Source organism: Marinovum sp. E3 (assembly GCF_055755275.1).
The window spans coordinates 2,711,762-2,730,814 of the sequence record NZ_CM146908.1; the positions used below are offsets into that span (position 1 = coordinate 2,711,762).

Annotated in this window: 19 protein-coding genes and 1 tRNA gene; 9 read left to right on the plus strand and 11 right to left on the minus strand. The window is 63.8% G+C overall.

Annotated elements, in window-relative coordinates; translation table 11 throughout:
• The first annotated feature begins 23 nt into the window (after positions 1–23).
• A tRNA-Phe gene (locus AC0J5K_RS13240) sits at positions 24–98 on the plus strand.
• Positions 99–370: 272 nt separating this feature from the next.
• Positions 371–1,444 (plus strand): dsDNA nuclease domain-containing protein, encoded by a 1,074-nt coding sequence (locus AC0J5K_RS13245; RefSeq protein ID WP_274566000.1) that lies wholly within the window; start codon positions 371–373, stop codon positions 1,442–1,444.
• An 840-nt stretch (positions 1,445–2,284) separates the two neighbouring features.
• Here the strand turns inward: AC0J5K_RS13245 and AC0J5K_RS13250 are convergent.
• The 4 genes from AC0J5K_RS13250 to nrtS all read right to left on the minus strand — a co-directional run bounded on the left by AC0J5K_RS13250 (position 2,285) and on the right by nrtS (position 5,819).
• Positions 2,285–3,444 (minus strand): IS3 family transposase gene (locus AC0J5K_RS13250; RefSeq protein WP_350185620.1). Its coding sequence is split into 2 segments (ribosomal slippage): positions 2,285–3,186 and positions 3,186–3,444, totalling 1,161 coding nucleotides; the frame shifts between segments, so codons are not numbered across the junction.
• 30 nt (positions 3,445–3,474) lie between these two features.
• Positions 3,475–4,863, minus strand: a complete 1,389-nt coding sequence (locus AC0J5K_RS13255; protein WP_274566003.1) for a relaxase family protein — start codon at positions 4,861–4,863, stop codon at positions 3,475–3,477.
• Positions 4,857–5,138, minus strand: a complete 282-nt coding sequence (gene mobC, locus AC0J5K_RS13260; protein ID WP_274566004.1) for a plasmid mobilization relaxosome protein MobC — start codon at positions 5,136–5,138, stop codon at positions 4,857–4,859. The genes AC0J5K_RS13255 and mobC overlap by 7 nt, the downstream gene beginning before the upstream one ends.
• Before the next feature lie 426 nt (positions 5,139–5,564).
• Positions 5,565–5,819, minus strand: a complete 255-nt coding sequence (gene nrtS, locus AC0J5K_RS13265; protein ID WP_274566005.1) for a nitrate/nitrite transporter NrtS — start codon at positions 5,817–5,819, stop codon at positions 5,565–5,567.
• Positions 5,820–6,033: 214 nt separating this feature from the next.
• On the opposite strand from nrtS, the gene AC0J5K_RS13270 reads away from it, so the two are divergent.
• The 4 genes from AC0J5K_RS13270 (at position 6,034) to AC0J5K_RS13285 (ending at position 9,448) form a co-directional block, all read left to right on the plus strand.
• Positions 6,034–6,621: a uracil-DNA glycosylase family protein gene (locus AC0J5K_RS13270; RefSeq protein ID WP_074836268.1), complete on the plus strand. Its 588-nt coding sequence runs from the start codon at positions 6,034–6,036 to the stop codon at positions 6,619–6,621.
• Between the two features lie 127 nt (positions 6,622–6,748).
• Positions 6,749–7,534, plus strand: coding sequence for an SseB family protein (locus AC0J5K_RS13275; protein WP_074836266.1), 786 nt, complete (start codon positions 6,749–6,751; stop codon positions 7,532–7,534).
• A gap of 115 nt (positions 7,535–7,649) precedes the next feature.
• Positions 7,650–8,570, plus strand: a complete 921-nt coding sequence (locus tag AC0J5K_RS13280; RefSeq protein ID WP_074836265.1) for a manganese-dependent inorganic pyrophosphatase — start codon at positions 7,650–7,652, stop codon at positions 8,568–8,570.
• A gap of 5 nt (positions 8,571–8,575) precedes the next feature.
• Entirely contained in the window at positions 8,576–9,448 is an 873-nt protein-coding gene (locus AC0J5K_RS13285) for a hypothetical protein (protein WP_274566006.1), read from the plus strand.
• On the opposite strand, the gene AC0J5K_RS13290 is transcribed toward AC0J5K_RS13285, so the two are convergent.
• The 6 genes from AC0J5K_RS13290 to AC0J5K_RS13315 form a co-directional block, all read right to left on the minus strand.
• Positions 9,436–10,224, minus strand: a complete 789-nt coding sequence (locus AC0J5K_RS13290; protein WP_274566007.1) for an extensin-like domain-containing protein — start codon at positions 10,222–10,224, stop codon at positions 9,436–9,438. The genes AC0J5K_RS13285 and AC0J5K_RS13290 overlap by 13 nt on opposite strands.
• Before the next feature lie 18 nt (positions 10,225–10,242).
• Complete coding sequence (locus AC0J5K_RS13295) at positions 10,243–11,166, minus strand: prephenate/arogenate dehydrogenase family protein (RefSeq protein WP_048532752.1); 924 nt, start codon at positions 11,164–11,166, stop codon at positions 10,243–10,245.
• Positions 11,166–12,248 (minus strand): histidinol-phosphate transaminase, encoded by a 1,083-nt coding sequence (gene hisC, locus AC0J5K_RS13300; RefSeq protein WP_274566008.1) that lies wholly within the window; start codon positions 12,246–12,248, stop codon positions 11,166–11,168. The genes AC0J5K_RS13295 and hisC overlap by 1 nt, the downstream gene beginning before the upstream one ends.
• Before the next feature lie 302 nt (positions 12,249–12,550).
• Complete coding sequence (locus AC0J5K_RS13305) at positions 12,551–13,972, minus strand: homospermidine synthase (protein ID WP_074836258.1); 1,422 nt, start codon at positions 13,970–13,972, stop codon at positions 12,551–12,553.
• A gap of 77 nt (positions 13,973–14,049) precedes the next feature.
• Positions 14,050–14,670: a 30S ribosomal protein S4 gene (gene rpsD / locus AC0J5K_RS13310; protein WP_048532758.1), complete on the minus strand. Its 621-nt coding sequence runs from the start codon at positions 14,668–14,670 to the stop codon at positions 14,050–14,052.
• Positions 14,671–14,861: 191 nt separating this feature from the next.
• Positions 14,862–15,476 (minus strand): DNA-3-methyladenine glycosylase I, encoded by a 615-nt coding sequence (locus tag AC0J5K_RS13315; protein ID WP_274566009.1) that lies wholly within the window; start codon positions 15,474–15,476, stop codon positions 14,862–14,864.
• Between the two features lie 85 nt (positions 15,477–15,561).
• Here AC0J5K_RS13315 and AC0J5K_RS13320 point away from each other — a divergent pair, with 85 nt between their 5' ends.
• The 3 genes from AC0J5K_RS13320 (at position 15,562) to phbB (ending at position 18,632) form a co-directional block, all read left to right on the plus strand.
• Positions 15,562–16,398 (plus strand): EAL domain-containing protein, encoded by an 837-nt coding sequence (locus AC0J5K_RS13320; RefSeq protein WP_274566010.1) that lies wholly within the window; start codon positions 15,562–15,564, stop codon positions 16,396–16,398.
• Positions 16,399–16,589: 191 nt separating this feature from the next.
• Positions 16,590–17,765 carry an acetyl-CoA C-acetyltransferase gene (locus AC0J5K_RS13325; protein ID WP_048532764.1) on the plus strand — a complete coding sequence of 392 codons (1,176 nt, stop codon included), beginning with the start codon at positions 16,590–16,592 and terminating at the stop codon, positions 17,763–17,765.
• Between the two features lie 144 nt (positions 17,766–17,909).
• Entirely contained in the window at positions 17,910–18,632 is a 723-nt protein-coding gene (phbB, locus tag AC0J5K_RS13330; RefSeq protein WP_048532766.1) for an acetoacetyl-CoA reductase, read from the plus strand.
• Positions 18,633–18,833: 201 nt separating this feature from the next.
• On the opposite strand, the gene AC0J5K_RS13335 is transcribed toward phbB, so the two are convergent.
• Positions 18,834–19,007: a YdcH family protein gene (locus AC0J5K_RS13335; RefSeq protein WP_074836254.1), complete on the minus strand. Its 174-nt coding sequence runs from the start codon at positions 19,005–19,007 to the stop codon at positions 18,834–18,836.
• Positions 19,008–19,053 lie beyond the last annotated feature (46 nt).

Consider the following 19,053-nt stretch of genomic DNA (forward strand, 5'->3'; position numbering starts at 1 on the left):
CCGAACGCAACGCGTTCTCCCGTGCCCGGGTAGCTCAGGGGTAGAGCAGTGGATTGAAAATCCTCGTGTCGGTGGTTCGATTCCGCCCCCGGGCACCATTTTAGTTAGAGAAATCAAGATCTTATCCGTATTCGAATTATGCTCACCGCATAGGCGCTTTGGGCTGGGTGCCCATTGGGTGCCACATAGCAACGTCAGGTGCCGAATATGACAACAAGACTGGCTCCACGCATGACTCCTGATGCCGCGGTGTTCACTTCCGCCGCGAGTCGGACTGCAAAGCACTGAGCAAACGTTATTGCAAATCGCCTCAGCAACTCTAAGGTGAACGTCGTACAACATAGCATACGTTTGTCGAGCGAAGCGTTTGATGTCGAAGACACTTTTGGAAGAGATGCTAAAGAAGCCACAGCGCGAAACGGCTGGGGCTGATACAAATCTGCGATTTGACTATCAAAAAAACTGGGCGTTTTGTGAAATGATAAAGAGGCATTTGAAAGGTGCCGACTATCTGGTTGCTTTCGAATACCACGACGATGTGGTCTTCATGGAGCCAGACGACGATCCACAGAACGTGGATTTCTGCCAAGTCAAAACAAAGAGATCATCTTCAAATGTCACTTTGGGGTTCTATTTAAAGCGCGACAAAGCCAAGGAGGGGAAAAAGCCTTCAATTCTCGGCAAGATGTACGAGAACTTTGACGGCATCGGAGCGGGACATACGGTCAAGACAATTCTTGTCTCGAACGTGCCGTTTTCGTTTTGCGTTAGCAATTCTTGCGCAGCTGACCTCAAGGAAAACGACGTAGAAAAAATTAAAGAGAAACTGACAGCCGAGCTACCAGATTTTGATGAAGACCGCCTAAGCAATGTGCACTTTCTTGCAACTGGTATCTCTCTGGACGCCATGCAAAGCTTCCTAATGGGCGAAGTGTCCGAGTTGTTCAAGAAGGAGCTTGGAGAAGGCCATGGGGTCAACATGCACGCGTGGACTAGGCTGGTGCAAGACGAGATCAATCGCAAGAACAACATCGACTCTGAGACCATTTCTTCCACTAGTGACCTAAAGCTAAAGAAGTGCGTTGACCGTAAGTTCTTGACTGGCACCATCCAGCTGGTCGCAAACAACAAAACTCGCGCGCCTGATATGGCGTTGGTAAATGCCGAACTGAAGGACGCTGGTTGGTCCGCTATTGATCTTATGAAACTGGGAAAGAAGATCTCTAACGCAGTTTCTGACTACACCAACCCAACGAACGGCGATGCACAGCAACTGAGGCAACGTCTCGAACACCTTTTTCACTCCGCAGTACCAGAAACACTACCGGGATTCCTTACCAGTGCTTTGTCGCAAGTGGAGACGATTACGGACGGCCTATCGCTGTATAGCGAAAAATTCTACTTTCTGGCGTTTGCAGTGATCGTGTTCAATGAAGAAATTTAACTTTCATAAACTCATTAGAAACCTAAGAAAAGGTCGTGAAGATGACAGGCTTGGTATTCAAAAGGCTTTGGATAGTATCAAAGCTCGAGAAAGCCGCGAGGATGGTGAGCTTTCAGCCCGGGACCAACATTCTGACGGGGGAGAATGACGTTGGTAAATCGACGCTGATTAAGTCCCTCTACCATTCTATTGGCGCTGACGCGCCTCAGATGAACAATACTCGTTGGAAGCGAGCTAAAGCGTTTTACTGCTCTGAAATTTCCTTGAATGGCGCAACCTACTTTATTGTGAGGGACGGAAAGCACTTCGGCGTCTTTGATGCCCAGAAGGATATGCTTTCAAAGCATAGTGGCATATCAACGGAAGGCGGTATTGCTGATTTCATTTGTGACCAATTGGATTTCAACATTGAATTAGAGAAGAGCGCGGACGGCAAGTTGGGACGAGCAGGACCAGCTTTTTACTTTCTTCCATTTTACGTTGATCAAGACGCCGGCTGGACTAAAAGTTGGGATTCGTTCAGCGGGCTTCAGCAGTTCACTTCGTTTCGCAAGAACATGATCGAGTATCATCTGGGGATACGTCCACAGAGCTACTACGACGCCAAGAAGAAAGAGATGGAATTCGTAGAGGCGAAGTCATCGCTCCAAGGTGAAAGAAACGTGTTGTCCACAGCACTAGCCACTTTTCAGAAACGGTCCTCTCAAATCCAAGTCAGCCTTGATCCTGAGGCTTTCAAGGAAGAGTTGGACCAGTTGGTCGACGCTTATAATTTGCAGAGAGCGCGGCAACAGGATGCTCTGTCTAAGGTCAATGACCTGCCCCCCGCTGGTCCCTCGCTCATGACGAGAGTCTGCCGGTTTGATTTTGGTAGTCGTCGGTTTCGGGCTTGGCAAGCGTGGCAGGCGCGGAGCCCTCAAATAGCTCAAGCGCCTGCCGCGCTTGCTTTGGCGTTCTGTTCCCCAGCGAAGAGTGCGGCCTGACGTTGTTGTAATCGTAGCGCCACAGCGCCAGCTTGCGGCGGGCATCGTCGAGGGTATCGAACAGCTCTTCATTGAGAAGCTCGTCCCGCAGGCTGCCGTTGAATGACTCGATAAAGGCATTCTGCTGCGGTTTTCCGGGGTCGATGTAATGCCAATCCACGCCGTTCCTGTCGGCCCATCTCAGGATTGCCCGGCTGGTGAATTCCGTGCCGTTATCACTGACAATGCAAGCAGGCTTTCCGTAGATCCGGACGAGCGCGTCCAGTTCTCGGGCAACTCGCTCACCTGAAATGCTGGTGTCTGCCGCCAGGCACAGGTTTTCCCGGCAGCAATCATCATTCACGGCCAAGATGCGAAACTTCCGCGACGCCCCGAAGCTGTCCGACAGGAAATCCAGGGACCAGCGCTGGTTGGTCTGTGTGGCTTCAGGCATTGGCGTTCTCGAGCCCCGGGCGCGTTTACGGCCCCGCCGTCGTTTCACTGCAAGGCCCTCCTCTCGGTAGAGGCGGTAAAGCTTTTTGTGGTTCATGATCATGCCTTTTCTCTCAAGCAGCACGCCGATCCGCCGGTAGCCGAACCGGCGGCGTCTGCCAGCGATCTCCTTCATCTCCTGGCGGATCTCAGGATGGTCGGGCGGGCGTTCGCGCCGGACCGTCTTGGGGTCGACACCGACAAGCCGGCAGGCCCTGCGCTGCGAGATGCCATGATCCCGCATCGCATTGAGCGCTGCCTCTCGCCGCTCCTTCGGTGCCGTCAGCTTTTTCCCAGCAGGTCTTTCAGAACCACATTGTCGAGCATCGTGTCTGCCAGCAGCCGCTTCAGCTTGCCGTTCTCATCTTCCAGCGCCTTCAGCCGCGCGGCCTCTGACACCTCCATGCCGCCATACTTGGACTTCAGCTTGTAAAAAGTCGCCGGGCTCAGGCCGTGCCGACGGCACACCTCCGCTGTCGGCATCCCGGCTTCCTGCTCTTTGATCATCCCGATGATTTGCGCCTCGGTGAAACGGCTCTTACGCATTCGTCTGCTCCTTCAGAGTTGGCGCAGACTCTACATCATGGTGAGGGATTTTGCGGGGGGCAGGTCACATCCAACTGGGCTTGCAGCCTCTTCGTCGAGCGCGCTTCCAAGCCGCTCAATTCCGCGGCTGAGGTTTCGCAGGCTGTCACCAACCGCTCGACGCAGGCGAGCAAGTCGCGCTCCAAGGCTGTCAGGGGTGTCGTCATTCATCTCTCCTCGATCTTGATGCAAATGACCGGCGTCCTGGCCAGTGTGCAGGTCTTCAATTCGGTCCGGTCGGGGTCCAGAGTCAGCCAGGTCTGTTCCCCCTGGTCGATCCGCGTCAGGCCCAGTTCCGCTATCTCCGAGCGCGTCAGCATGGACGTCCAGAACCAACTCGCGGCCATCGTCGAGGCGATCCCCGTCACGATCAGCCCCGAGATCACCCAGGGCGAGATCGTCAGCCAGCGCCTGATCTGCTCGGTCCGCGTCTCGAACAAGCTCCTGTTCTCGTTCAGGAAGCGGCGCGTATCGTTCTCGATGGTACGCCGCGCGTCGCTCGCAATGGCCGTCAAATCGGTCCTGAAGCTCTCCAGCTGGGATGCCATCGAGGCGGCGTAGTCCTGGCGTATCGTGTCCAGTTCCGCGTTCAGCTTCTCGCTCAGCCGGGTTGGCTTGCCAGTCTTCATGGAAAATCTCTCCTTTCAAACGCCAGCGCTCGCCGGTGTCGGGGTCTTGTGCGGTCAGGTAGGCTTTGCCGACGCGGGGCAGGTCGAAGCCTGCGTCTGCGAGAGCGTCGACCATGCTGGCGCGGTCTGTGATCAGGCCGACGCTGATCTGGTCTTGCAGCCACGCGTGCAGCTCGTCGCGACCCTGAGCGCGGGTTGGAGTCTCAATGGTGTCGCGGACCTCTTGGGTGCGTTCCAGCTCCATCGGATCGGCCCAGCCGTAGCGGTGGTTCATCACATCACGCAGGCTATCGAAGGCATTCTCATAGCCGGGTGGCGCGATGTTCAGGCTCCGGCCCGAAGTCAGCTCCAAGCGCGGTGTGCAAAAGTGAAGCTCGACACGGTCTTCGTGGGTATGTCGGACCCAGAGCACGTCAAATTGCGTCGGGTCCAGCCCCGCGAAGGCCAGCCGCTCGAAGTGGTCCATGACCTCGGCCTGCTGTTCCTCGGTCGGGGCGTCGGTGGCGGCAAAGCTGATTACACCCGCGCGGTAGCTCCACTGATGGCGGCTGGCGTCGATCAAGGCCTCGGTGCGGTCGGGATTGCCACGCAGGACCTCGGGCAAAGGCTCGCGCCTGACGGTCATCGGCTGCCCGTCCGCTTCGCGGATCAGGTCACGGTTCTCGTCGTAGGCCAGCACCTTGTCCGCGACGAGGTAGCCGACAGGACCCGCCCCTGCGCCTTTGCCGTTGCGGAAGAACTTGATCAGCATCGGCGCGACGCCTCGATGATCTGGGCAAGCTGGCGCTCGATGGCCAGCAAGCGGCGGGCAACGGTGAGAGCGTCGAGGTCAACGCGGCCCGCCAGCATCGCACGGTTCAGCCAGCGCGCGATCTGGTTGAGGTTGCCGCCAATGCGCCCGACCGCCAGCACCAGTGCCGGATCGACGCGCGGCACGGGCTTGCGGCGGCGCGCTTCGGTCAGGCCAAGCGCCTCTCGCAAGAGCGTCGCGGCAGGCAGGCCATCGGCCTCAGCCTTGGCGCGCAACTCGGCCTTCTCTGCCGCTGTGCACCGGAAGACGAAAGTCTCGGTCAGCGGCTCTTTGGTGCGGGCTTTTCCCGCGCAGGTGGGGTTCGAAGGGGAGGCGTGCCGCCCCTCGCAAGGTCCCGTGTCAGCAGCGCCAGCGTATGACATGGGTCGCCTTGCTGTTTGCGCTTCAGTCGGTCCGGTGCTGGTCATGATCTGAGGCCTGCCGCCTGGATTTGCGCCTGCGTCACCAGTTCAGCGGCCAAGAGCGCATCGATCTGGCCGGGAGTGATGTGGCGGCAAAGGGTGAAAATCCTCGTGTCGGTGGTTCGATTCCGCCCCCGGGCACCATTTAGACCCAAGACCTCTTCAAGATCAGCGCCTTAAGGGCCAATTCCGTCCAACCGCAGCCTCGCGCGGTCAGCCTTGGCGCCCCTTGAATTCCGGTCAGCCGGCATCGCGCTCGCGGATGGCCAGTACCGAGGAATAGGTCGAGACCGAAAAGGGCACCAGGAAGGTCAGGCAGATCTTGGCGAATTGCCCGGCGTTCACCGTTCCCGCAAGGATCGCGTCGCCGTGGTTGAGCAGCCCCAGAACGATCCCGACCACAATCGCCACGCGAAGCGCGCGGGTGACAACCGATCTGCGGGTCGCGATCCGGATAAATCCCTCGCGGGGCGTGCCGCCCGTGGTGCTGGTCATTGGCTCTTTCTCCCGGCTCTGCGCTGCGCCGCCGGCCCAAGGCACGCTGTTGCGCGACGCGCGGCGGCAGACGTCCCCGCAGAAAGCAGGTCTGCCGGCGAAAGTCGAGCCTGCGGGGCGCCGGCGCAAGACACGCCGCGCTGCTTCGGCCTGCCCCGGCGCGGCTTTGTCGGTGCCGGCTTGTGTCCGTCCGGCCCGGGCCTATCTAAGCAGCATGAGCGACCTGCACACCGCGATCTCTGCCTGCCGGCTCTGCGCCGCGCGATTTGCCGCGACCCGCACCCGGCATACCCCGCGGCCGGTGGTCTGGTTCGATCCGGCGGCACGGCTGCTGATCGCGAGCCAGGCGCCGGGGCTGCGGGTGCATGAGGCCGGGGTGCCATTCTGGGACCGGTCGGGCGACCGGCTGCGGCACTGGCTGGGAGTGGACAAGGACACCTTCTACGACCGCAGCCGCATCGCCATCCTGCCCAACAGCTTCTGCTTTCCCGGCTATGACGCCAACGGCAGCGATCTGCCGCCGCCACGGCTCTGTTCCGAAACCTGGCACAGTCGGGCGATGGCATCGATGCCCAACCTGCGGCTCAAGCTCGTGATCGGCGGCCATGCCCAGAAATGGCATCTGGGCACGCGCCGCCCGGTCACCGAGGTGGTGCAGGACTGGCGCGCGGCGCCCGAGGGAGTCATCCCCCTGCCCCATCCCTCCTGGCGCAACACCGGCTGGCTGAAGAGGAACCCCTGGTTCGAGGCCGATCTGGTGCCGGAGCTGCAACGCCGCGTGCGCGAGGTTCTGGCGGGCTGAGCCGATGTTGTCCACGCCTTTCGCTTGCCTCGTCGGCCCGGGCGAACTACCCGAGAGCGAAAGCAACCCCGGGGCCCGCGGCCGATCTGCCGCCGTTTCCCCGGACACGAGGCAAGGAGATGCCGAGATGACAGACCCCACGCCGCTCGACCTGGCCCATGCCGCGATGGAGGCGGCGCCCGAAGATGACGCCGCGCGCCTGCGGTTTTACGAGCGGCTGGCCGATGGCGAGGTCTTTCTGCTGCTCGCCGGCGCGCCCGAGGGCGAGAACGTCGAGCCCGAGCTGTTCGACGTGGCCGATGCGCGCTTCGTGCTGGTCTTCGACCGCGAAGAGCGGCTGGCGCGATTCACCGGCCGGATCTCGCCTTATGTCGCGCTCTCGGGACGGGCGATTGCCGGCATGCTGGCCGGTCAGGGCATCGGACTGGCGGTCAACCCCGAGGTGGCGCCGTCGCAGATCCTGATCCCGCCCGAAGCGGTCGACTGGCTGGCCGAGACCCTGTCGGACGGCCCCGCCGAGGCCGAGGCGCGGCCCGAAGAGATCACCGCGCCGCGCGGCCTGCCTGAGGCGCTGCTGACCGCGCTCGATGCCAAGCTGGCCAGCGCCGGCGGGCTGGCGCGTTTTGCCTATCTGGCGGGCGTTACCTATACCGGCGGCGCGCGCGGCCACCTGCTGGGCTTTGTCGGCGCGACACCGGGGGCCGAGCCGGCGCTGGCGCGGGCGATCAACGAGGCCTTGACCTTTTCCGGGCTGGAGGCGGCGGCGCTTGACGTGGCCTTCTTTGCCACCAGCGATCCGATGGCGGCGACGCTGGCGCGCCACGGGCTGCGCTTCGACCTGCCGCAGCCGCCGACACCGGAGGATCGCCCCGCCCCCGGCAGCGACCCCGACAAGCCGCCGATCCTGCGCTAAAGCGGAGCCGGGCGCGAAACCCCACCCATCGTCGCACCCTTACCCGCCCCCGTGACATCGCGGAACCTGCCGCCTATAAGGCGCGAAACATCCCATCTCCCCGAGGACGACATTCATGACCATCCAGGTTTTCGGCCATAAATCCCCCGACACCGATTCCACCGGCGCGCCCATCGTCTGGGCCTGGTATCTCTCCGAGATCAAGGGCACCCCCGCCGCGCCCAAGCTGCTGGGCGAGCCCAATACCGAAGCCGCCTTCGTGCTCGCGCATTGGGGCCTCGACAAGCCCGAGATCATTTCCGGCGTCGCCGCCGATGCGCCGGTCGTCATCGTCGACACCAACAACCCGGCCGAGCTGCCCGAGGGGATCAACGACGCCGACATCCAGGCCATCATCGACCACCACAAGCTGGTCGGCGGGCTGGAAACCAAGGGCCCGATCGACATCCGCATCGAGCCGCTCGCCTGCACCGCGACCATCATGTACAAGATGATCGGCGACGATCTGGCGCAGGCCCCGAAGGCGATCAAGGGCGCGATGCTGTCCTGCATCATTTCCGACACGCTGGAATTCCGCTCGCCCACCACCACGCAGGAAGACCGCGCCATCGCCGAAGCGCTGGCCAAGGATCTCGGTGTCGAGATCGGCGACCTGGCGGAAAAGATGTTCGCCGCGAAATCCGACGTCTCGGCGTTTTCCGACGCCGAGCTGCTGCGGATGGATTCCAAGGAATATGGCGTGGGCGACACAAAATTCCGCGTCTCGGTGCTGGAAACCACCGCACCCAAGACTGTCCTCGACCGCAAGGATAGCCTGATGACCTCGATGCAGGAGGTGGCGAAAGAGGATGGCGTCGATCAGGTGCTGCTCTTCGTGGTCGACATCCTGAACGAGGAATCGACCCTGCTGGTGCCCAACGAGCTGGTGAAAAACGTCGCCGCCAAGAGCTTTGACGCCGAAGCCGCCGGCGACACGCTGGTCCTGCCCGGCGTGGTCAGCCGCAAGAAGCAGATCATTCCGAACCTCAAGGTCTGATTGCGGTGGGCCTGTTCGGTCTCTCGAAAACCTCGGGCGCGCTACCGGATTTCGCCGCGCTCCCGGTCGAACAAGCCATCGCTTCGCTCGCGGCGCTGCCGGCAGCGCGCAAGAACAGGGCCGCGGCCTCGGTGCTCTACTCCGCCCGGGCCCGGCCATCGGCACTCGACGACCAGATCACGCTTTTCGACGCGATTGCCGCGCTGCCCGACCTCGCGCCGCATCACCGCGCCAATGCCCGCATTGCCCGGACCCACAAGGCGCTGGAGCTGGGCGACGACACCCGTCTTTCGGAAGGGCTGGCGCCGCTGCTGGCGCTCGGTGACGAGATCGCGGCGTTTTCCACCAGCGAGGACATCCGGCAGGATCGCTGCCACGTCGGCTTTTCCCGGGCCTATGTGGCGCTGAACGCGGCGCTGATGTTGGGCGATGCCGCGCTGCTGGCCGATCTCGCCACCGAGGCGGTGGCGCTCTGCCGCAGCCAGCTTGCCCGGCCCCTGCCCGCCGGGTTCTACCGCAGCTCGGCCAATGTCATGCGCTGTCTCGCCTTCGCCCTCGTCTCGGACCGCCAGGCGGCAGAGCCGGCACAGGCGGAGGAAATCGCCGATCTCGCCCAGGTCGTCTTTTCTCGGGCGCTCGACCTGCGCCCGCCCCCGGGGCGGCGCGAAAAATCCCGCAAGGTCAGCTCGGGCATCCCGATGCCGGACGCGGAGTTCATGCGCACCGCGGCGCTGGCGCAACTTCTGAGCCAATGGGCGCGGAGCCGGGACGCCGAGCGCCGGGCCCTGTCCGACATGATCGGCGACCTCGCCGTGGCCCAGCGCACCCCGGACCAGCGCGACAGGCTGCGGGCCGCCTGGCAGGCTCAGCGACAGTAGGCGCCGCCGCGATGGCGCGCGGTGTCGTAGTGCAGATGATCCTCGTGATAGCCGTCTGACCCCGGCCCCAGGGTGGTGCCGAAAATGCCGCAGGCCGCGCCATGCGCCCGCTGCAACGCGCGCCCCTTGCGGCCCCGCCGCCAGTCGCGCAGCACGTTGAGCGTGTCACCGTTGACCAGGACAATCTCGGAAATGTCGATCGCCTTGCCCTTGCCGTGTTCGCTGATCTTGGCGCCGGGCCGGTTGTTGCGGGTGCGGCAGGAATAATGCGCCGCAACGCGCAGACCGGCGATGCCGCCGCCCATCTTGCCCACCGCCGGCCGCAGCCCGGTGTCGACCCAGGACTGCAAGGCCCGCGCGGTGCCGCAGGTCAGCACCGCGCGCTGGCTGAGCTGCACGCCCGAGACCGCCGAGACCCGGACCGCCCGGTCGGTGCCGCAGCCGGCGATCCGGCCGGCCACGGGGCCGATCTCTTCGCCTTCGACCCCCACCAGCCCGCAGAGTTGGCCGCGCGGCTTTTCGCGCTGTGCCATGATCTTGGTCACGAACCCCTCGGGGCGCACCGTGGGCCGGGGCGAACGCAGCGGGCGCAATGGCAGCGGTGGCAGCAATTGCGCCCGGGACATGGACGCGAGAAAGACCCCGACCGACCGCGCCATCGGCCGCAGGCTGGTCTCGGGCGCCATGGAACTGGCGGAGACAGAGGTGGCCAGAAGGCCGGTCAGCAGCGCGGGCAGTACCCGCCTTGTCACAACCCGCGTCGCCAGCCCCCGCATCAACCGCCCCTCGTTACCCTACCTGTCGTGTTTCTTCGCCCGTCCGAAATCCGGGGCATCGGTGTCCTGCCCGGCCTCGATGATACCACGCCTGATCGCCCGCGTCCGGGTGAAATAATCGAACAATTCCTCGCCGTCCCCGGTGCGGATCGCCCGTTGCAGCGCAAACAGCTCTTCGGTGAAGCGACCGAGCATTTCCAGCGTCGCCTCCTTGTTGGTGAGGAAGACATCGCGCCACATCGTCGGATCGGAGGCGGCGATGCGGGTGAAATCCCGAAACCCGGCGGCCGAGAACTTGATCACCTCCTGGTCGGACACGCGGGAGAGATCGTCGGCCACGCCCACCATCGTATAGGCGATCAGGTGCGGAATATGGCTGACCACGGCGCAGACCAGATCGTGATGCGTCACTTCCATCCGCTCGCAATTGGCGCCAAGTGCCTGCCAATAGGCCTCGACCCGCTCCACCGCAGCCCTGTCGGCGCCGTCGGGCGGCACGATCAGCGTCCAGCGGTTGTCGAACAGCGAGGCAAAGCCCGCCTCCGGCCCGGAATGCTCGGTGCCGGCCATCGGGTGGGTCGGCACGAAATGCACGCCGTCGGGCACATGCGGACCGACCGCCTCGACCACGGCGGCCTTGACCGAACCGACGTCGATCACCGTGGCGCCGGGTTTCAGATGCGGGGCGATGGCCTCGGCCACCACACCCATCGCGCCCACCGGCACCGCGAGCACGATCAGATCGGCGCCCTCGACAGCCGCCTCGGCGCTGTCGCAGACCGTATCGCAAAGCTGGATGCGGCGTGCCGTGTCGCGCGTCGCCTGCGAGCGGGCGTAGCCGCTGATTTCCGCGGCGACACCGCCGCGCCGCATGGCATGAGCCATCGACGAGGCGATCAGCCCGAGCCCGATCAGGGCAACCTTGCCGTAGATCTGCGCCATCAGCCGCCCTCCCGCCAGCGCGAGAGCGCGGCGATCACCCGGCCGGTCTGATCGGCGTCGCCGACGGTGATGCGCAGACCCTCGGGGAAGCCGTAGCCGCCCACCGCGCGCACCAGGATGCCGGCGGCCTGCAAGGCCCGATCGGCCGTCTCCGCCTCGGCCGCGTCGGCAAAACGCGCCAGCACGAAATTGGTCTCGCTGTCGTCGCAGGCCAGGCCCAACTGCCGCAGCGCGCCGGTCAGCCGCGCCCGCTGATCGCGGTTGAGCGCCACACAGTCGTGCAGCCAGTCCGCATCGCGCACCGCCGCCTCGGCCGCCGCCATCTGCAATTCCGACAGGTTGAACGGCTGGCGCAGCCGGCGCAGAACGTCGATCATCTCCTGCGGGCCATAGCCCCAGCCGACACGCAGGCCGCCAAGGCCGTAAATCTTGGAAAAGGTCCGCGTCATCAGAACGTTGGGCCGTTCGGTCGCCAGCGCCGCGCCGCCGTCGTAACTCTCGGCGTATTCGGCATAAGCCGCGTCGATCACCAGGATGACGCGCTCCGGCAGACCATCGGCCAGCCGCAACAGCTCTTCGTCGGCGAGCAGCGTCCCGGTGGGGTTGCCGGGATTGGTGAGAAGCACCACCCGGGTGCGCACGGTCACCGCGTCAAGAATGGCATCGACATCCACCCGCCGCCCGGCCTCGGGCACACGCACTGGCGTCGCGCCGGTCATATGGGTGAGAACCGGATACATTGAGAAGCCATGTTCGGTGTGGATGATCTCGTCACCCGGTCCGGCATAGGCCTGGGTGACGAATTGCAGCACCTCGTCCGAGCCGACGCCACAGATGATCCGCTCGGGGTCGAGCCCGTGCACCGCGCCAATGGCGCCGCGCAGGGCGGCGTGATCGGTCGAGGGATAGAGATGCACCTGCCCCGCCGCTGCCACGATGGCCGCCTGCGCGCCGGGCGGCACGCCCAGCGGGTTTTCGTTCGACGACAGTTTGAGCACGTCGTCACGCCCGGCAATCTTCGACTTGCCGCCCTGGTAGAGGGCAATCTCCATGATCCCGGGTTGCGGGGTGATCAGCGTCATGAGGGGCTCCTTTCAGGGCAACCTCTTAGAGCGCCCGGGCAGACAAGGGAAGGTGCGCAGTGCCGCGGAGCGGCGACGGCACGGCACCACCGGCGGCTCTCCGGGCGCGATGCGCGGGGGAGCCGGCCACGAGGTCCCGGCGCGGCGGCCGGGACGGGGGCATGCGGCCCGGCTGCGGAAGATCGCCTTTGGGGGCGGTTGCGCTCAACAGGCGCCGGCCATCGGAGGCAACCCGCCCCGGCCCCCGCGCCGGGGCCGGGGCCGCTCGGCCGGCAGGCGGCACGGGGCGCTCCCCGCCCGCCTCAGCTCGCCAGCACGTTGCGGAACAGCCAGGGATCGCTTTCGTCGATGTCCTCCGGAAAATGCTCCCAGCGGTCCTTGAGCGGGGTCCAGTCGGTATAATGCGCCTCGACCGGCCCGAGGTAGGGTCGTTGCACCTCGAGACAGCGCGCATGGTCCATCTCGTCGGTCTCGACGATGCCGGCCTGCGGGTTCTCCAGCGCCCAGACCATGCCGGCGAGCACCGCAGAGGTCACCTGCAAGCCGGTGGCGTTCTGATAGGGCGCCAGGTCGCGGGTCTCTTCGTTCGACAGGCGCGAGCCATACCACAGCGCGTTTTTCTCGTGCCCGAAGAGCAGCACGCCCAGCTCGTCGATGCCCTCGACGATCTCGTCCTCGGTGAGGATGTGGTGTTTCTGCTGCTGTTGGCCCGAACCGAACATCTCATGCAGCGACAGCACGGCGTCATCGGCGGGGTGATAGGCGTAATGACAGGTCGGGCGGAACTCGGGATCATGCCCCGCGCCCACGGTGTAGTAATCGCTGATCGAAACGGCCTCGTTGTGGGTCACCAGAAAGCCGAACTGCGGGCCGGGCGTGGGACACCAGGTATGAACGCGGGTGATGGCGCCCGGACGCTCCAGCCAGATCGCGGATTTGCAGCCGGTTTCCTGGCGATGGGCATTTTCGGGGAACCAGGTCTCATGCGTGCCCCAGCCGAGCTCCGCCGGCTGGAACCCTTCGGCGATGAACCCCTCGACCGACCAGGTGTTGACGAAAACGCCCCGCGGCCGCGGCGTGCGCCGCGCCTGGGTGTCGCGCTCGGCGATATGCACGCCCTTGACGCCCAGAGATTGCATCAGCTTCGCCCAGCCTTCGCGGTCGGCGGGCGCCTCGGCCTCGCGGCCGGTGTCGCGGGCCAGCGTCAGCAGCGCCTCCTTGACGAACCAGCTCACCATGCCCGGGTTGGCGCCGCAGCAGGAGACGGCGGTGGTGCCGCCGGGATTGGCTGCCTTCTCGTCGCGCACCTTCTGCCGCAGGGCATAGTTGGTGCGCGCGGCATTGTCCTCGGTGTCGAAATAGTAGCCGGCCCAGGGTTCGACCACGGTGTCGATGTAGAGCACCCCAAGCTCGCGGCAGAATTTCATGATATCGAGCGAGGAGGTATCGACGCTGAGGTTGACACAGAACCCCTTGCCGTCGGGGAACAACCCGCCCAGCACCTCGCGATAATTTTCGGCGGTGAGCGCCACGTCGATGAAGTTCAGCTTGTGCTGGCGCAGGAAGTTGTGGTGGCTCTTGTCGGGCTCCACCACCACAAAGCGATCCGCATCATATTCGAAATGCCGTTCGATCAGCGGCCAGGTGCCTTTGCCGATCGAGCCGAAACCGATCATCACGATCGGGCCGTCGATGCGGCCATAGATGGGATAGTCCTGAGTCATGCCTGTCTCCTCGGGGCCGGAACAAAAAAAGGCCGCGCAAGCAGCGCGGCCTTTCGGAACATCAGTGCCAGAACGATTTAGTTCTGTGCGTAATATTCGATGACGAGATTCGGTTCCATCACAACCGGGTACGGCACGTCGGAAAGACCGGGCGCGCGCACGAAGGTGGCGGTCAGCTTGGAGTGATCGGTGTCGATGTAATCGGGCACGTCACGCTCGGCCAGCTGGGTGGCTTCGAGGATCGCGGCCATCTGCTTGGATTTCTCGCGGACTTCGATCACGTCACCCTCTTTCACGCGGTAGGAGGGGATGTTGACGCGGCGGCCGTTCACGGTGACGTGGCCGTGGTTCACGAACTGACGGGCGGCGAACATGGTCGGCACGAATTTGGCGCGGTAGACCACGGCGTCGAGACGGCGCTCGAGCAGGCCGATCAGGTGCTCACCGGTGTCGCCTTTCAGACGCTCGGCTTCGCGGAAGATCCGGCGGAATTGCTTTTCGGTCAGGTCGCCGTAGTAGCCTTTCAGCTTCTGTTTGGCGCGCAGCTGGAGGCCGAAGTCGGACAGTTTGCCCTTGCGACGCTGACCGTGCTGGCCGGGGCCGTATTCGCGGCGGTTGACCGGGGACTTCGGACGGCCCCAGATGTTTTCGCCCATGCGGCGGTCGATCTTGTACTTGGCAGACGTGCGTTTGGTCACGGCTGATCTCCTTTACCTTGGCTCCGCAACCTGATCCGAAACCGTTCCAAATCGGTCCCGCCCCGGCCCTGCTGCGGCGATATAAAGGGCGTTGTCCTCTAAGACCCCGTTGCCGGGGCTTCGACAGGCATCCCCTTGCGGGGGCCACCAACACCAATGAAGCCGCGCGTATACAGCAGCGCGCGGCAGAGTCAACAGGGCGCGCGCCTCTCACCTGACGGATCGGCGCCCTCGGCCAGCGCCGCGCAGGCGGCATGCCGCGGACAGCAGACCAGATGGTCGTTGACCAGTCCGCAGGCCTGCATGAAGGCATAGGTGATCGTCGGGCCGCAAAACCGAAAGCCGGCCTTCTTCAAGTCCTTCGACACCCGCTCGGACAGCGGTGTGAAGCCCGGCACCTCGGCATCGCTGGCCCAGCGGTTCTGTAGCGGCACGCCATCGACGTACCGCCAGAGGAAATCGTCGAACCCCTGCCCCAGCTCGCAATAGGCCCGGGCATTGGAGATTGTGGCCTCGATCTTGCCGCGATGACGCACAATGCCGGGATCGGCCAGCAGCCGCGCCACCTCGGCCTCGCCCCAGCCGGCGATCACCTGCGGGTCGAACCCGGCAAAGGCCGCGCGAAAGGCCGCGCGCTTCTTGAGAATCGTGATCCAGCTCAGCCCGGCCTGAAAACCGTCGAGGATCAGCTTTTCCCAGAGCGCGCGGGCATCGTATTCCGGCACTCCCCATTCGGTGTCATGATAGGCAAGGTAGATCGGCTCCGGCCCGGCCCAGCCACAGCGCCTGCCACCTGCATCCGCCATCTGCCCTCCTCGCTATTTCGACCCTGTAAACCCCAGATTAAACCTTGTGGCGCAGATTGGCCGGGACCGCAACGGAGGGTCTTGGATGAACGAGCGACGGACTGACATGCGCGGGCGCCGCCAAAACGGCAACGCGCTGGCCGAGGCGCTGATGCTGCGCGACCGTGACACCCTGCGCATGGTCGATGAGGCGGTCAGGCACAAGCAGGTGATGCTGGCCTTTCAACCCGTGGTGCAGGCGCGCCGCCCCGACCGCATGGCGTTTTACGAGGGGCTGATCCGGGTGCTCGACGAAACCGGCCGGGTGATTCCCGCCGTCGATTTCATCCAGCCGATAGAAGAGAGCGAAACAGGCCGGCGGATCGACTGCCTGGCGCTGGAAAAGGGCCTGCTGACGCTGGCGCGCACGCCGTCCCTGCGGCTTGCGATCAACATGTCGGCGCGCTCGATCGGCTATCGGCCCTGGATGCGCACGCTGGACCGCGGGCTCAAGGCCGATCCGACGGTGGGCGAACGGCTGATTCTCGAGATCACCGAAAATTCGGCCATGCTGGTGCCCGAAATCGTCATCGGCTTCATGTCTGACCTGCAAAAACGCGGGATCGCCTTTGCGCTCGACGATTTTGGCGCCGGCTTTACCGCCCTGCGACATTTTAAGCAGTTCCAGTTCGATATCCTCAAGATCGACGGCCAGTTCATCCGCAACATCCATGCCGATCCCGACAACCAGGTGCTGACCCAGGCGATACTCGCGATCGCACAACAGTTCGACATGTTCACCGTGGCCGAGAATGTGGAAAATGCCGAAGATGTGTCGGCACTTACGGCGATGGGCGTCGACTGTCTGCAAGGCTATTTCTTCGGCGCGCCCACGGTGTCTCCGGGCTGGCTTGACGGCCGCAAGGCCCGGGCCAGCGCCTGAGATTTCAGCACCCTTGCCGACCATTCCGGCAGTTGTAAATCGCGGCTGCGACATGCACGTCAAGCGGTACGGGAACTGTTGTGGCATGGTCGGGCTTACGTTATGGCATCGTCTCGAGCGGCGGGAGGATACGGGCCGCACGATGAGGTCCTGCTATCCTCCCTGCGCCACAAACGGTGAAGGAAGAAACCATGACCAATGTCGTTATCGCCTCGGCCGCCCGGACCCCTGTCGGGTCTTTCCTGGGCTCGTTTGCCAACACCCCCGCCCATGATCTCGGCGCCTCCGTGCTCCGGGCGCTTGTCGAGCGTGCGGGCATTGAAGGCTCCGACGTGAGCGAGACCATCCTCGGCCAGGTTCTGACCGCGGGCCAGGGCCAGAACCCGGCGCGTCAGGCGCATATCAACGCCGGCTTCCCGCAGGAATCCGCCGCCTGGGGCATCAACCAGGTCTGTGGCTCGGGCCTGCGCGCCGTGGCACTTGCCGCCCAGCACATCCAGCTTGGCGATGCCTCGATCGTCGCCGCCGGTGGCCAGGAAAACATGTCGATGTCGCCGCATTGCGCCAACCTGCGCAATGGCCAGAAAATGGGCGACATGAAGTACATCGACACCATGATCCGCGACGGTCTCTGGGATGCCTTCAACGGCTATCACATGGGCCAGACCGCCGAGAACGTGGCCGAGAAATGGCAGATCAGCCGCGACCAGCAGGATGAATTCGCCGTCAGTTCGCAAAACAAGGCCGAAGCCGCGCAGAAGGCCGGCAAATTCGCCGACGAGATCGTGCCCTTCACCGTCAAGACCCGCAAGGGTGACATCGAGGTGAAGGATGACGAATACATCCGCCACGGCGCGACCATCGACGCGATGCAGAAGCTGCGCCCCGCCTTCACCAAGGACGGCTCGGTCACCGCGGCCAATGCCTCGGGTCTCAACGACGGTGCCGCCGGCGCCCTGCTGATGTCGGCCGACGAAGCCGAAAAGCGCGGCATCGAGCCGCTGGCGCGCATCGCCTCTTATGCCACCGCCGGGCTCGACCCGTCGATCATGGGCGTCGGCCCGATCTATGCCTCGCGCAAGGCGCTGGAAAAGGCCGGCTGGTCGGTCGATGATCTCGACCTGGTCGAAGCCAACGAAGCCTTTGCCGCCCAGGCCTGCGCCGTGAACAAGGACATGGGCTGGGATCCCTCGATCGTGAACGTCAACGGCGGCGCCATCGCCATCGGCCACCCGATCGGCGCTTCGGGCGCCCGCGTGCTCAACACCCTGCTGTTCGAAATGCAGCGTCGCGGTGCCAAGAAAGGCCTCGCCACGCTCTGCATCGGCGGCGGCATGGGCGTGGCGCTCTGCGTCGAACGCCCGTAACCCTTCGGCCGGGGCGCAGGGGCGCCCCGGCCTCTCCCATCCCTCAGGAAAAACCGCAACAGACGAAAGTTGCGCAATATTGTTGCGCAATGAACGGTGGCGCGGTAACACCATTACAAACGCAGATTGAATTGGAGGAAGATCATGGCAAGAATTGCACTCGTCACCGGCGGTTCGCGCGGTATCGGCGCGGCGATTTCCAAGGCGCTCAAGGCGCAGGGTTGCACGGTGGTCGCCACCTATGCCGGTAACGACGAGGCCGCGGCCAAGTTCACCGAGGAAACCGGCATCAAGACCTACAAGTGGAACGTCGGCGACTACGACGAATCCAAGGCCGGGATCGAAAAGGTCGAATCCGAGGTCGGCCCGATCGACATCGTGGTCGCAAACGCCGGCATCACCCGCGACGCGCCGTTCCACAAGATGACGCCGCAACAATGGAACGAGGTGATCGACACCAATCTGACCGGCGTGTTCAACACCGTCCACCCGATCTGGCCCGGCATGCGCGAGCGCAAGTTCGGCCGCGTCATCGTGATCTCTTCGATCAACGGTCAGAAAGGTCAGTTCGCCCAGGTCAACTATGCCGCCACCAAGGCCGGCGATCTCGGCATCGTCAAGTCGCTGGCGCAGGAAGGCGCGCGCGCCGGCATCACCGCCAATGCCATCTGCCCCGGCTACATCGCCACCGAAATGGTCATGGCGGTGCCGGAAAAGGTCCGCGAATCGATCATCGGTCAGATCCCCGCCGGCCGCCTCGGCGAGCCCGAGGAAATCGCCCGCTGCGTGGCCTTCCTGGCCTCCGACGACGCCGGTTTCATCAACGGTTCGACGATCTCGGCCAACGGCGGCCAGTTCTTCGTCTGATCCGGGCACTTGCTTCTGATACGCGAAATGGCCGGTCCCAGCGACCGGCCATTTTCTGTTCTGCCACCGCCGCACGGCGGCCCGGCACCAAAAAGGGGCGGACACCCGCCCCCATCTGATGGCCAGCCGGCCGGGCTACATCCCTTTGCCACGGCCAGAATTTCTTGCACCGGCAGCGCACATGGTGCCGACGGTGACGCGTTAGGCCACTTCCTCCGAAATCCGGGAGATTTCTTCCTTCAGCCGCAATTTCTGCTTTTTGAGGTTCGCGATTGTCAGGTCGTCGGTGCCTGGGGCCCGCTGGGCTTCCTCCACCCTGTCCGACAGTACCTGATGCTTCTTCTTCAATTCGTGCAGGTGCGAACTCAAGCTCATGAGGATCCTCCTAAGGTTCGTGTGGATCCCCAGTGCAGCACACTTT